Origin of the sequence: Leptothermofonsia sp. ETS-13 (assembly GCF_049200465.1) — a bacterium.
In the GTDB taxonomy this organism is placed as follows: Bacteria; Cyanobacteriota; Cyanobacteriia; order Leptolyngbyales; family Leptolyngbyaceae; genus Leptothermofonsia.
In genome coordinates this window covers 5,087,298-5,100,208 of the sequence record NZ_CP120836.1, presented here as the reverse complement: position 1 = coordinate 5,100,208, position 12,911 = coordinate 5,087,298, and the positions used below count along the sequence as shown (strand labels likewise).

The window sequence follows — 12,911 nt, the reverse complement described above, 5'->3', positions numbered from 1 at the left end:
GAGTGTGCAAGTAACTAATTCCCCTCCAGATTTGAACCCGTCCTGTGGTTGGCACGGCACTTTACAACTTGTCTTTGCTCGGCAGAGAGAAGCAACTCAGCTTATGCATGAGTATGGGAAAGCTCCTCTTAAAGTGCAGCGCCCGTTTTATCCAGAAGGTTCAGAGGTTTGCCACAGTGCCATTTTGCATACAGCGGGAGGCATTGTGGGGGGCGATCGCCTCTCTCTCAATCTCCAACTCCAGCCAGATGCCCATGCTTTAGTCACTACAGTTGCCGCTGCAAAAGTCTATCGCAGCAATGGACTGGAGGCGAAGCAAACAATCCAGGTCGAGATTGCCCCAGGAGCCTGCCTGGAATGGTTGCCCCTGGAGACGATTGTGTTTAATCAGGCAACCTACCGTCAGGAGATGCGAATTGAGCTGGCTCCGGGCGCAAGCTGGCTGGGCTGGGAAATGACCCGGTTCGGTCGTAGCGCACGGGGAGAGCAGTTTGTAGCAGGGAATTGGCGATCTCACACGGAGGTCTGGCAGCAGGGTCGTCCATTATGGTGTGATCGTCAATGGGTTCCAGGTAGTAAGGAACTTTTTGACAGCCCACATGGTTTAGCAGGATGGCCAGTCGTTGGCAGTTTTGCTTTTGTGGGGCGACCCGTTGAACCTGACTTGGTTGAGAAAGCCCGTGCTCTTTGGGATAGTTACTCTGGGAAAATGACTGGAGAAACGGGGGCAACCCGTCTCATGTCCGGTTTTCTCTGTCGCTACCGGGGCCGTTCGACAATGGAGGCCCGTCAGTGGTTTATTGCCATCTGGCACCTGGTACGAACCCATGACCTGCATCGACCTGCCTGTATTCCCCGTGTCTGGCAATTGGAGCAGAGGTGTTAAGATGAATCGCACCCTCCCGATTGAACTTCCCTTGGATCAAATCGAGGCGGTCTGTCGCCGCAATCCGATTCGTCCACTCTCCCTGTTCGGCTCCATTTTACGCGATGACTTTCAGCCCGAAAACGATATGGATAGGCTTGTTGAGTTTACGCCAGGAGCGAAAGTCGGTTACTTTGACCTGGCAGTAATGGAAATTGAGCTAACTGAAGAGCTAACTGAAATTGTCGGTTGCCAAGTGGATTGACGAACGCCTGCCGAACTCAGCCAGTATTTTCGGCAAAAGGTCGTTGATACGGCTCAAGTTATCGATGTACCTGGATGATTCAACTCGTCTTAAACACCTGCAAGATGCGGCACAGAAAGCGATCCAATTTGTTCAGAAAACTCGAAGTGATCTGGAATCCAATGAAATGCTGGCGTTAAGTTTGGTTAAGTGTATTGAAATTTTGGGCGAAGCGGCATCCAGCGTTAATTGCCGGAGCTTGAGAAAATGATTGCTGATGAGGAGAAGAACTGAATATGCAATTGACACCGCAGGAAAAAGATAAATTGTTGATCTTTACGGCTGCCCTGCTGGCAGAACGCCGCAAGGAACGGGGCGTGAAATTGAATTATCCTGAAGCGATCGCTTACATTACCGCGGCCATTCTAGAAGGGGCAAGAGACGGTCGCAGTGTGGCTGATTTAATGAGCTATGGCACTACACTGTTGACTCGAAGCGACGTGATGGAAGGGATTCCAGAAATGATTCATGAAGTGCAAGTGGAAGCAACCTTTCCAGATGGAACGAAGTTAGTAACGGTGCACAATCCAATTCGTTAAAGGGGTACAGCAAATGATTCCTGGAGAGATGCTGATTCAAGAAGGTGAAATTGAACTGAATACCGGACGCGAAACGGTGAAACTATCTGTAGCAAATACGGGCGATCGCCCAATTCAAGTTGGTTCCCATTTTCACTTCTACGAAGTCAATGCCGCCCTCCAGTTTGACCGAGAAAAAGCCAGGGGAATGCGTCTGGATATTCCAGCAGGAACAGCGGTGCGCTTTGAACCGGGAGATGAGAAGGAAGTGACCCTCGTTTCTCTGGCTGGAAGCCGCGAGGTTTATGGGCTCAATAACAAAGTCAATGGTTCTCTCTAAAGTTATCCCTTTCAATTTTGGCGCATTTCTTCCAGCATCCTGGACTGGCGATCAGTGGTTGCCGCCAAAGCAGCGGCAACTGCTGCTAATTGCTCAATATTTTTTGCCTGCCGTTCAGTCGTCACTTTCAAATCTTCAAAAGCGATTTTCAAATCTCCAAAACCTTCTTTCATCGCAGCCCGTAGTTCAGCATTGCCTCTGGCGAGTTCTTCACGCAGTTCGGCATTGCCTCTGGCGATCTGCTCTCGCAATTCTGCATTGCCTTCTTTCAGAGCAATGCGCAATTCGATAATGCCCTCTGTCATTCTGCCAACCTGGTCAATCAAGATTTCAATCTTGCTGTCCATTAAGTCCACTTTTCGTTCAATACTCATACAACGAGAGGAAGGGGGGAGATGAGGTGGATCTTGAGGCTTGCCAATTATATGCCAGGTTGATACGGGTGCATTCAGGTGATTTTTGGAGTAAAGCAGAGACTTCAACGTGGGAGATATAGTTATGTATAAAGGAAAATATCAATTCAGGTGATTTTTGGAGTAAAGCAGAGACTTCAACTCCTCTGTTTCCAAACTCCCCTGACCCAATTCGCGCTTAAATAGGTAAGGTTCCTTAACCATTCATCGTTACGTGACTGAATTGAAAAAGCCTTCCCGCTCCCTGGTGGGAATTGCCGGAATTGTAGCCGTTGCGACATTGATCAGTAAGCTGTTTGGGCTGGTGCGGCAGCAGGCGATCGCGGCGGCCTTTGGCCTGGGTCCCGCCTTTGGAGCTTATAACTTTGCCTATGTCATTCCGGGCTTTTTGCTGATTTTGCTGGGTGGAATTAACGGCCCCTTTCATAGCGCGATCGTTAGTGTCCTGGCAAAGAAGAAACGGGAAGAAGTGGCTCCCATTGTGGAAACCATCACCACCCTGGTGGTCTGCATTCTGCTGCTAGTTACGGTGGGTCTTATCATCTTTGCAAAACCCTTAATGCATCTGGTTGCCCCTGGGCTGTTCATCACCGCTCAGCAGGGAGGCAATCTTGATCCCGCTGCTGTTCAGATCGCCCAACAAACGAGGGATATTGCCATTCAGCAGTTTAAAATCATGGCTCCCATGGCGGTGTTGGCCGGACTAATTGGGATCGGGTTTGGCACCCTGAATGCCGCCGATCAATACTGGTTGCCGTCGATCAGTCCTCTCTTTTCTAGTGTGACTGTGCTGCTTGGGATAGGAGGGCTGGCAATCTACCTGGGAGACAAGATTACGCTGCCCCAGTATGCGGCGATCGGGGGAGCCGTACTCGCCTGGACAACCCTGGCAGGAGCTGTATTACAGTGGCTGGTTCAGCTACCTGTTCAGTGGAAAGCTGGGCTGGGAAGCCTGCGCCCGCGCTTTAACTTTCGCCAGCCAGAGGTGCAGGAAGTCATCAAAATTATGGGACCTGCCACCTTCTCATCCGGCATGATGCAGATCAATGTCTGGACAGACTTGTTTTTTGCATCCTTCATTCCCAATGCAGCGGCTGCCGTTTCTGCGATGGGGTACGCTGGGCTACTGGTTCAGACACCTCTCGGCATTCTGTCCAATGTGATCCTGGTGCCGTTGATGCCCATTTTTGCCCGATTGGCAGCCCCTGAAAGCTGGGATGAACTCAAGCTCCGAATCCGTCAAGGTTTGATGATGACAGCCATCACAATGCTGCCCCTCAGTGCTTTTATGATTGCGCTGGCGCTCCCTATCTCGCGAGTAGTATATGAGCGTTATGCCTTTACACTGGAGGATTCCTATCTGACGGCCTCGGTGCTGGTTGCTTACGCCATTGGCATGTTTGTTTACCTGGGTCGGGATGTCCTGGTCCGTGTGTTCTATGGGCTTGGAGATGCGGATACACCATTTCGCATCAGTGTGGTGAATATTTTCTTGAATGCTCTGCTGGATTTCCTGTTGGTAAAGCCATTGGGAGCTCCCGGCCTGGTGTTAGCGACGGTTGGGGTTAACCTGATTTCAATGGTGGTTATGCTGTGGGCTTTAAACCAACGGTTGAATGGGTTGCCGCTAAGAGAATGGAGTGTGCCAGCACTGGGTTTGGCTGTTGGGAGCGCGATCGCCGGATTTGCCTGTTGGGGAACTCTGTGGGTAACTCAACAAACATTAGGCACAGAAGGTTTGCTGATACAACTCACGCAGTTACTCATTTCTGGCTTGATCGGCTTTATCGTTTTCGCCCTATTTGCAGCTCAACTGCAAATACCAGAAGTTGATTTACTGGTCAATCGGTTGCGTCAACGTTTCTTTAAGCAAGGCTAGTAGATCGAAACGAAAGCTTTGAAGGGGGAGTGGGGGCAACGCCCCTACTCCCCTATGTTGCAAAATTTAGTGTTTGCAAGACTAGTCAAATTCAATCTCATCTGAACGGAAGATAAATACAGCCTGCATTCCAGCTTCATCCGTATAAGTAGTGGCAGTCTCAGGGTCATAGAGATAGACCAGAATTTCAATAGGGGTTGAGGAAGTTGTCTGCTTAGGCTCTTCTCCCTCACCCCAAATCAGCGCAGCAACAATTCCAAAGGTATACTCCTTTGAATCTTTTGATCGCGCTCTAAATGGTTTTCTGAGGCGCACAATGTCGCCTATCTCCATCAGACAAGCTCCTGGTTTCCTGAAACGCTATACCTGATAGGGAAGGCATAGAGGGCGTACCTCCCTGAGATCGCCTTCCGCTGAAATGCCGGCGCTTCTTAACCAGATCTTAACCTAGAGCGGACTCGATCCTTTCAAAAGTGTAAAATCAAGAGTGTAAAAACCTCTCACAGGTTACGCTGAAATTGCTCCAAAATATCCATCAAGTTAACCTGACACTGCATTGGCAGCAGATCGGCCAAAGGGACTTCCCGCTTTCCGCCCCCCAGTTTCACTGGAATGCTTTGCAAAACCTTGAGGACCTCATCTTCATTTAGGGACTTGGAGTTGAGCATGGGATAAAGCCGCTCTGCCAGAACTGTATGCAAATGGGCATTTGAAAGGTAAAGATGCCACTTGGCGACGTCAATATAAACGTTTTCCCCAATTTCAGCGGCAAGAGACTCAATTGCTTCGCTAGTACTGATGTTTGCCATTGAAGGTATCCTCAAATTAAAATTTCAGCAAAGTTGCCCAGTTATCGTTTAGTTTTGGTTGTTTTTTTGTCAGATTTTGGTTGAAACCCCGTTCCTGAAACTGTATTAGCGGTCGAGACCGAATCTTCGTATTTCGCGATCGCAAAGATGAAAATAGCGTGGGCAACCAGAACGGCTCCCCAGCCTGCTGTGATCCATGGTGTCCAGGGTAACCCCCCAGGAGCACCCAATTCAGACGTTTCACCTAAAATGCGGAAAAACCACAGTCCAGAGTTGATAACCGCAAAGATTGCCACATGGACAGCAAAATTCATCCGGTCATCCAATCGACGGTAGGCAGAATCTTGGCGATCGGGTTTACGGGGCCAGCGAGGAGGCATAGGCAAATGATGGGATAGGTCGTCTACTTCAAGTCATCTACTTCTACGTTATCGGATTGCCTGGACGATGGACATCAAAAAATAGCCAGAAAGAATAGCATTGTAGAGTCCAAAGAATTGTTTAAATTGCGCCAGAATACTGGCTCTTTCAGCCAGAAACTAAGGTTAAAATTCAAACAGCGTTCACCCTTCCCACACACTGGACTACATTCGTGACTATCGCACGATTCCTCCGCAGAAGCACTCTCAAGAGTCGCTCAACTTACCTTGCCGTTATTGTGCTTCCTAATGAAGCGGCTACGTTTCAAGCCTACCGTTTGCTTCACTACCATGGTATTTCGCCAGAACATCTGGCGATCGTGGGTGAAGGATATAGCAGCCCTGAACGGGTTGGGCTAATGCAACCGGCCCAGATTGCGGTTCGTAAAGCCTGCAACTATGCCCTGGTTTCAACATTAGTAGGCACTACAGTGTGTCTGACAATTTCATTAATTGGCAGAATTGAATCAAACCTGATGCTCATCGTACCCCTGACAGGTCTATTAAGTGGGTTATGTGGGGCAGTCTTGGGGGCTTTACTGGGGTTCCTTGGCGAAGGCAGTACTGCCAGTATTTACCGCCATCACCTCAACCAGGGGCGTTACCTTCTAATGATGGAAGGTCCTGAACAACTTGTCCGCTGGGGCCAAGAAGTCTTGAGCCACTACTCTGCACCCAGCCCTCGCTAGTACAGCAAAACTTTCGTTTTGCTGAAGATGCAGGGGTGGAACTCCTGCTTGGTTACTTTGCCCCCAAACCCCAAGGATAATTTCGGGAGTGGAGGGGGTAAACCCCCTGCCTGGGGGCGCAGCTCCCACTCTCCCCTTTACAATTCTTTTACAATTAATAATGGCTACCTAACTTATAGCGATCCTATTTGGATGATGAGAAAGAGTTCTACAGAAACTCCTTTTCACAAAGCCTCTCCATCTCACAACTGATTTGGGACTGCTATATTTGGGGCTGCTATGTATAGCAGATATAGAGTTTAGGGGGTAGTTGTTAGTGAGGGGCGAGGGGAGTTGTTAGTTTGGCGTTGCTACTAAAAAGCAGTATGAATCGAAACGAAGTTTCGCGAGCATACAGCACCTATTTCATACCCAAATTCAGCAACGCCCTCAGTTTTAAGGTTTCATGAGGCAATAGGCTACAGGCTACAGGTGTTTCTCCTGGCTTCTGTCTCCTTCACCTCTAGCCCCTGCTCCCTCGCCAGAATCGATTCCGTTGGCAGAAGGAGAGACATGTCGCTTCAGCTCAATTCAACCCTTGAGCAAATGGTCAGGCACTTGCGGCGGGCCAATCAAATTGCCATTCGCGCCCGCAAGCTTGGGCACCATCCGTTTGGTGCCATTCTTGTTGCCCCAATCACGAAACAGTGTTAGTCGAGCAAGCAAACATTAATACTGTTAACCATGCTGAGTCCGTTCTAGCACGTGTAGCGTATATAAATTTCAGCCCAGAATATCTGTGGGAGTGTACCATCTACACAATGGTAGAACCCTGCGTGATGTGTGCGGGAACTCAATATTGGGCAAATAAATATTGGGCAAATATTGGTCGCCTGGTTTACGGCATTTCTGAGTTGCGTTTATTGGAACTCACTGGCAGTGATGAGCAAAATCCAACGATGAATGTTCCCCTGTCGTTTTGTGTTTGAAAATGGTCAAAAAGCTATCAAGGTCTGGGGTCCCTTTCCTACCTTGGAGGAAGAAATTGTGGCTGTTCATCGAGATTTTTGGCGATCGCACAAGTAGCAATCGTAAACTGCGTGCAGGAGCATTTATGGAATTGGGAAGCCAGGGGGCAGGAGTCAGAAGAAGAAAGGATTCTGGTTTCTGGGTTCTATTTTCAAATCAGCTTATAAGGTAAATAATGGAAGGGCAATTCACATTGCCCCCGGATGCCCTACTTTCTAGATGCCCTATTTCAAAGTATCTTCTAACGTCTCTTTCAAAACGGTGCGTGCCGCCAGGTGGTTACGAGTTGAAATCAGAATTTCAGCTTCCCGCTCTAGTCGAGCAGCAGTATCTTGCATTTCTAAAAGGGCCTGCTGTTCTTCTGCCACTCCGTAAAGATTACTGGCAATCCAATAGGAAAGCTCGATTGGCAAATCTGGCATGGTTTCGGGAAGGACGATTTCCTGCTCAGTTAGCTTTGAGGAAAGCCGAACCACATCTTGTAATAGTTGAGCAACGTTTTGGGTGAGGGGCCTTAAATCCTTTTTAGGTGGGTAGTCCTCTATCCACTCCACCAATCCAATCCGGTATGGCTTCTCCCGGACATATTCCAGCACTCGAAACCGTTGCTGACCAACCGTCAGAATTTTCATTCGGTCATCCGGTAGCCTTTGAAATTGAATGATCTCAGCGCAACAGCCAACGTTAGCTGGTTTTCCCTGATTTTGATCCCACATCAAAACTCCAAACCGGCGATCGCTCTCCAGAATTGTGTTCATCATAATCCGGTAGCGAAACTCAAAGATATGGAGCGGAAGGGGTCTACCTGGAAATAGAACCAGTTCAGGTAAGGGAAAAAGGGGAAGTTCTCGAACAGCGATTGAAGACGAAGGTGTCATTATGGATTAGAGAAAAGACAGTGCTTCTTTCTCTACTGTATCCCATCTAACCTGGGGATCAGCGACGGCAAGACAATTCTTGATGGCAGAAATAATAAGTAGGTAGCCATCATTAATTGTTAAGGCGGGAGTGGGGGCTGGGCCCCAGACAAAGGGTTTTACCTCCTCCACCCCCGAAATTATCCTTAATTTAATTGCGCCTAGCTACTTAGAAAACAAGACAGTGAATCCTGACTTCTGACCTTAAGAAAAAAGCTTCACCGCAATATCAACTCCAGCAGGCAAATCTAGCTTCATCAGGGCATCAATCGTCTTAGATGAGGTCTGGTAAATGTCAATAATGCGATGATGAGTACGGGTTTCAAAGTGTTCACGTGAATCTTTATCAACGTGGGGCGATCGCAACACACAATAGATCCGACGTCGGGTCGGTAAAGGAATGGGACCAATTGCAGTGGCATTCGTGCGATTTGCCGTGTCCACGATCTTTTCACAGGAAGCATCCAGAAGACGCCGATCAAAAGACTTCAGACGGATGCGAATTTTGTTCTGCTGAATAGTTGCCATTTCTGTGGAATGTTGAGTGGAATCTAAATTGTCAAGGTTCTGTTCACTGGATAGCTGTCACCAACCAGCTTTTAACTATCAGTCTTTGCAGTATATCTCGATTAGAGACGTGAGAGAGAAAAGCTATCAGCAGTCAGCTAGCTGACCACTGATAGCTAGTAAGCTAATTACCAAGTTTTATTTGAGAATCTTGGAAACAACACCAGCACCAACGGTACGGCCACCTTCACGAATAGCAAAACGCATACCCTGCTCAATGGCGATTGGGTTAATGAGTTCCACTGTCATCTTGATGCGGTCACCGGGCATCACCATTTCAGCTTCGCCGCCTTCATCAGTAGTGAAGTTGCTGATAGTTCCGGTTACGTCCGTGGTCCGCACATAGAACTGAGGACGATAGCCAGGGAAGAATGGAGTGTGGCGTCCCCCTTCTTCCTTCTTCAGGATATAAACTTCAGACTCAAATTGGGTATGGGGAGTGATGGAGCCAGGCTTGGCCAATACCATCCCACGCTCAATATCAGTCTTCTGAATACCCCGAAGCAGTACGCCAGCATTGTCACCAGCTATCCCTTCTTCCAGGCTCTTCTTGAACATTTCGATCCCCGTTACGGTCGTCTCACGGGTCGGCTTAATTCCAACGATCTCAATCTTGTCATTCAGCTTAACCTTACCCCGTTCAATCCGTCCCGTAGCAACAGTTCCTCGACCTGTGATGGAGAAGACATCCTCAACTGCCATCAGGAAGGGCTTATCCACATCCCGCTCTGGGGTTGGAATGTAATCATCCACCGCATCCATTAACTCGTAGATTTTGTCAACCCACTCGTTTTCACCCCGCTGGGTTTTGGGATTAGCAGTCATTGCCTCCAGTGCCTGCAGTGCAGAACCCGCAACGATAGGAATGTCATCACCAGGGAAGTCATAGGAACTCAGAAGTTCGCGAACTTCCAGCTCAACCAGTTCTAGCAGTTCCTCATCATCAACCATATCCTTCTTGTTCAAGAAGACCACCAGCCTGGGAACGCCGACCTGACGAGCCAGCAGAATATGCTCACGGGTTTGAGGCATCGGACCATCAGCCGCAGATACCACCAGGATTGCACCATCCATCTGCGCTGCACCGGTGATCATGTTCTTCACGTAGTCAGCATGTCCAGGACAGTCCACGTGAGCATAGTGACGATTGGCCGTCTCGTATTCAACGTGAGCGGTGTTGATGGTAATACCCCGCGCTTTTTTCTTCAGGGGCTGCATCAATCTCATCGTACTTCTTAGCGGCTGCCTGACCCAGAGCCGCTAGGGTCATGGTAATCGCAGCCGTCAGTGTCGTCTTACCATGATCTACGTGACCAATGGTACCGATATTAACGTGGGGTTTTGTCCTTTCAAACTTTGCACGTGCCATGAGTTATGTGTTCCTCTTCCTGTTTAAGCGTTCCCTTTGTTTTTAGCGATGATCGCTTCAGCTTCGTTGCGGGGTACCTCATCGTAGTTACTGAATTCCATCGTGAAGATCCCCGCGACCCTGCGTTTTTGTTCGAATATCAGTAGCATATCCAAACATATTCGCCAATGGAACCTTTGCAGTTACCTTGGCAATTCCACCCTCGTTGTCCTGTCCTTCAATTTGACCACGACGGGAATTGAGGTCACCGATCACGTTTCCAACAAAATCGTCGGGAACTTCAACCTCAACTTTCATCATAGGTTCTAGAAGAACAGGTGAAGCCTTCATGACAGCATCCTTGATTGCCATTGAACCAGCAATCTTGAACGCCATTTCAGAAGAATCGACCTCGTGGTATGAACCATCAACCAGGGTTGCTTTAAGGTCAATGACCGGGTAGCCAGCCAAAACGCCGGATTCACAGGCTTCTCGCATACCTTGCTCAGCAGGGCCAATATATTCTTTAGGAACAACCCCACCAACAATCTTAGAGACAAATTCGAAGCCGCTACCGGGTTCTCCAGGTTCTACCTCAATAACAACATGACCGTATTGACCTTTACCGCCACTTTGACGGACAAATTTGCCTTCAGCTCGAACTGGCTTGCGGATCGTTTCACGGTAAGCCACCTGAGGAGCCCCAACGTTTGCCTCAACCTTAAACTCTCGCTTCATCCGGTCCACGAGAATATCCAGGTGAAGCTCACCCATACCCGCAATTACTGTCTGGTTCGTCTCTGGATCGACATGGACTCTAAAAGTAGGATCCTCTTCCGCAAGGGACTGAAGCGCTTTGGAAAGCTTCTCCATGTCCTGCTTCGTCTTCGGTTCGACGGCAACAGAGATGACGGGTTCTGGAATGAAAAGAGACTCCAGAATTACAGGAGAACCTTCTTCACAGATGGTATCTCCAGTAAAGGTATCCTTCAGTCCCAAAACTGCGCCTAAATCACCTGCTCGCAGTTCGTCTACTTCGATACGTTCGTCTGCCTTTAACACGATCAGGCGAGAAATTCGCTCCTTTTTGTTCTTTGTTGAATTCAGGACATAGCTGCCCTTCTTCAAAATGCCAGAATAAACCCGAATGAAGGTGAGGCGACCGTAGGGGTCTGCCATGATTTTGAAGGCCAGGGCAGACATCGGCTGATTGTCATCGGCGCTACGTTCAACTGTTGAACCATCGGGTAGAGTTCCCTGAATCGCCGGGATATCGATGGGAGCGGGAAGGTAGTCAATCACAGCATCCAGCAGTAGTTGAATCCCCTTATTCTTGAAGGCCGAACCGCACAACATCGGAACAATCGTGCCGGCAATGGTTCCCTTACGTAAAGCAGTTCTGATCTCCTCTTCGGTAAGTTCTTCCCCTTCCAGATATTTTTCAGTGAGGGCATCGTCAGTTTCTGCAACTGACTCAATCAGTTTGAGGCGATACTCTTCAGCCAGAGCCATAACATCATCTGGGATTTCCATTTCCTGAATGTCAGTGCCCAGATCATTGGTATAGATGTAGGCACGCATCCTGACGAGATCGACGATGCCCTTTAGATTGTCTTCAGCACCAATGGGAATTTGAATGGGGACTGCGTTAGCGCGAAGGCGATCGCGAATCTGGTTATAGACCTTATAGAAATTCGCCCCCGTCCGATCCATCTTGTTCACGAACACAAGCCGGGGAACGTTGTAGCGATCAGCCTGCCGCCAAACCGTTTCGGATTGGGGTTGAACTCCCCCAACCGAGCAGAACACGGCAATCACCCCGTCCAGGACGCGCATGGAGCGTTCAACTTCGATCGTGAAGTCTACGTGCCCCGGTGTATCAATAATGTTGATCCGGTGCTCTGGCGCTCCTGGCATGGGCTGGTTCGGATTCTCAGGATCGCGATGAGTCCACTGAGTGCTAATTGCAGCAGCCGTAATCGTGATACCACGCTCCCGCTCCTGTTCCATCCAGTCGGTGACGGCGGTTCCTTCATGAACCTCTCCCATTTTGTGGACAACACCGGAGTAAAACAGGATCCGTTCGGTCGTTGTTGTTTTACCCGCATCAATGTGGGCGGCGATCCCAATATTTCGGACTCGTTCAAGCGGGATAGTACGTGGCACAGCTACCTCCTTAAGTCTCTGCCGCAAAGAAATTAAATTGACTGCTCTGTTAAGATTTTATACTTTTTGTGGGTTTGTTGGTGTTCTACTGCGCTTCCGGTGCAGGACTAGTAGCGGTAGTGGGCAAATGCCTTATTTGCCTCAGCCATGCGATGGGTTTCTTCCCGCTTACGAATTGCACTACCGGTCTCGTTGGCGGCGTCCATCAATTCGTTGGCTAGTTTGCTCGCCATACTCTTGCCAGAACGCTGACGAGAGAACTGGATCAACCAGCGCAATGCCAGGGCTGTCCCCCGATCAGAGCGGACTTCCATCGGAACCTGATACGTGGCACCTCCGACCCGACGTGCCTTGACCTCTACTAAGGGAGTGGCATTCTTAACTGCGCGCTCAAAAACTTCGATCGGGTCAGCTCCTGTCCGCTGGGCGATCGTATCAAAAGCGTCATAGACAATGTGAGCGGCAAGTGATTTCTTGCCGTTTTTCATAATTCGCCGAATCATCATGCTGACAAGGCGGGAATTGTGAACAGAATCGGGGGGAACAGGACGCTTTTGAACGGTAGTACGGCGAGACATATTAGACCTTTACAGTAAGAAGACAGACAGTAGTAAGACGGCTAGAAAGCCGACCGGAGAAGCCTGGGTTCTCAAAAACACTGGGGGAGAT

Annotated in this window: 16 protein-coding genes and 3 pseudogenes; 10 read left to right on the top strand and 9 right to left on the bottom strand. The window is 49.1% G+C overall.

Features of this window, described 5'->3' with window-relative positions; translation table 11 throughout:
- The first annotated feature begins 4 nt into the window (after nucleotides 1–4).
- From P4D80_RS23235 to P4D80_RS23215, 5 genes are read left to right on the top strand one after another with little or no spacing between them, the layout of a single operon-like run.
- A complete protein-coding gene (locus P4D80_RS23235; RefSeq protein ID WP_421656428.1) occupies nucleotides 5–886 on the top strand; it encodes an urease accessory protein UreD in 882 nt (293 codons plus the stop codon).
- 1 nt (nucleotide 887) lies between these two features.
- Nucleotides 888–1,130, top strand: coding sequence for a nucleotidyltransferase family protein (locus P4D80_RS23230; protein ID WP_421656427.1), 243 nt, complete (start codon nucleotides 888–890; stop codon nucleotides 1,128–1,130).
- Complete coding sequence (locus P4D80_RS23225; protein ID WP_421656426.1) at nucleotides 1,108–1,380, top strand: hypothetical protein; 273 nt, start codon at nucleotides 1,108–1,110, stop codon at nucleotides 1,378–1,380. The genes P4D80_RS23230 and P4D80_RS23225 overlap by 23 nt, the downstream gene beginning before the upstream one ends.
- 25 nt (nucleotides 1,381–1,405) lie before the next feature.
- On the top strand, nucleotides 1,406–1,708 hold the full coding sequence (gene ureA, locus P4D80_RS23220; protein WP_421656425.1) for an urease subunit gamma: 303 nt from the start codon (nucleotides 1,406–1,408) through the stop codon (nucleotides 1,706–1,708).
- 13 nt (nucleotides 1,709–1,721) lie between these two features.
- Nucleotides 1,722–2,027, top strand: coding sequence for an urease subunit beta (locus tag P4D80_RS23215; protein ID WP_421656424.1), 306 nt, complete (start codon nucleotides 1,722–1,724; stop codon nucleotides 2,025–2,027).
- A gap of 11 nt (nucleotides 2,028–2,038) precedes the next feature.
- Here the strand turns inward: P4D80_RS23215 and P4D80_RS23210 are convergent, their stop codons facing one another.
- A complete protein-coding gene (locus P4D80_RS23210) occupies nucleotides 2,039–2,401 on the bottom strand; it encodes a hypothetical protein (RefSeq protein ID WP_421656423.1) in 363 nt (120 codons plus the stop codon).
- A gap of 253 nt (nucleotides 2,402–2,654) precedes the next feature.
- Here P4D80_RS23210 and murJ point away from each other — a divergent pair, with 253 nt between their 5' ends.
- Nucleotides 2,655–4,319, top strand: coding sequence for a murein biosynthesis integral membrane protein MurJ (murJ, locus tag P4D80_RS23205; protein ID WP_421656422.1), 1,665 nt, complete (start codon nucleotides 2,655–2,657; stop codon nucleotides 4,317–4,319).
- An 81-nt stretch (nucleotides 4,320–4,400) separates the two neighbouring features.
- Here murJ and P4D80_RS23200 read toward each other — a convergent pair whose 3' ends face one another.
- The 3 genes from P4D80_RS23200 to P4D80_RS23190 all read right to left on the bottom strand — a co-directional run bounded on the left by P4D80_RS23200 (nucleotide 4,401) and on the right by P4D80_RS23190 (nucleotide 5,508).
- Nucleotides 4,401–4,652, bottom strand: a complete 252-nt coding sequence (locus tag P4D80_RS23200; protein WP_421656421.1) for a hypothetical protein — start codon at nucleotides 4,650–4,652, stop codon at nucleotides 4,401–4,403.
- Between the two features lie 167 nt (nucleotides 4,653–4,819).
- Nucleotides 4,820–5,128 carry a DUF3181 family protein gene (locus tag P4D80_RS23195; RefSeq protein WP_421656420.1) on the bottom strand — a complete coding sequence of 103 codons (309 nt, stop codon included), beginning with the start codon at nucleotides 5,126–5,128 and terminating at the stop codon, nucleotides 4,820–4,822.
- A 41-nt stretch (nucleotides 5,129–5,169) separates the two neighbouring features.
- The gene (locus tag P4D80_RS23190) at nucleotides 5,170–5,508 is read right to left on the bottom strand and encodes a 2TM domain-containing protein (RefSeq protein ID WP_421656419.1); all 339 of its coding nucleotides are present in this window, start codon (nucleotides 5,506–5,508) and stop codon (nucleotides 5,170–5,172) included.
- Nucleotides 5,509–5,720: 212 nt separating this feature from the next.
- On the opposite strand from P4D80_RS23190, the gene P4D80_RS23185 reads away from it, so the two are divergent.
- The 4 genes and pseudogenes from P4D80_RS23185 (at nucleotide 5,721) to P4D80_RS23170 (ending at nucleotide 7,204) form a co-directional block, all read left to right on the top strand.
- The gene (locus tag P4D80_RS23185) at nucleotides 5,721–6,236 is read left to right on the top strand and encodes a hypothetical protein (RefSeq protein WP_421656418.1); all 516 of its coding nucleotides are present in this window, start codon (nucleotides 5,721–5,723) and stop codon (nucleotides 6,234–6,236) included.
- A 552-nt stretch (nucleotides 6,237–6,788) separates the two neighbouring features.
- A complete protein-coding gene (locus P4D80_RS23180) occupies nucleotides 6,789–6,929 on the top strand; it encodes a hypothetical protein (protein WP_421656417.1) in 141 nt (46 codons plus the stop codon).
- A pseudogene (locus P4D80_RS23175) lies at nucleotides 6,923–7,021 on the top strand (nucleoside deaminase); the annotation flags it as partial. The gene P4D80_RS23180 and the pseudogene P4D80_RS23175, both read left to right, overlap by 7 nt.
- 15 nt (nucleotides 7,022–7,036) lie before the next feature.
- Entirely contained in the window at nucleotides 7,037–7,204 is a 168-nt protein-coding gene (locus tag P4D80_RS23170; RefSeq protein ID WP_421659619.1) for a hypothetical protein, read from the top strand.
- 264 nt (nucleotides 7,205–7,468) lie between these two features.
- Here the strand turns inward: P4D80_RS23170 and P4D80_RS23165 are convergent, their stop codons facing one another.
- From P4D80_RS23165 to rpsG, 5 genes and pseudogenes are all read right to left on the bottom strand, one after another.
- Nucleotides 7,469–8,122 carry an LON peptidase substrate-binding domain-containing protein gene (locus P4D80_RS23165; protein ID WP_421656416.1) on the bottom strand — a complete coding sequence of 218 codons (654 nt, stop codon included), beginning with the start codon at nucleotides 8,120–8,122 and terminating at the stop codon, nucleotides 7,469–7,471.
- Nucleotides 8,123–8,365: 243 nt separating this feature from the next.
- Nucleotides 8,366–8,689, bottom strand: a complete 324-nt coding sequence (rpsJ, locus tag P4D80_RS23160; protein ID WP_421656415.1) for a 30S ribosomal protein S10 — start codon at nucleotides 8,687–8,689, stop codon at nucleotides 8,366–8,368.
- Nucleotides 8,690–8,866: 177 nt separating this feature from the next.
- Nucleotides 8,867–10,097 (bottom strand): annotated as a pseudogene (gene tuf / locus P4D80_RS23155) (elongation factor Tu).
- Between the two features lie 23 nt (nucleotides 10,098–10,120).
- Nucleotides 10,121–12,242 (bottom strand): annotated as a pseudogene (gene fusA / locus P4D80_RS23150) (elongation factor G).
- Nucleotides 12,243–12,349: 107 nt separating this feature from the next.
- A complete protein-coding gene (rpsG, locus tag P4D80_RS23145; protein ID WP_421656414.1) occupies nucleotides 12,350–12,820 on the bottom strand; it encodes a 30S ribosomal protein S7 in 471 nt (156 codons plus the stop codon).
- Nucleotides 12,821–12,911 lie beyond the last annotated feature (91 nt).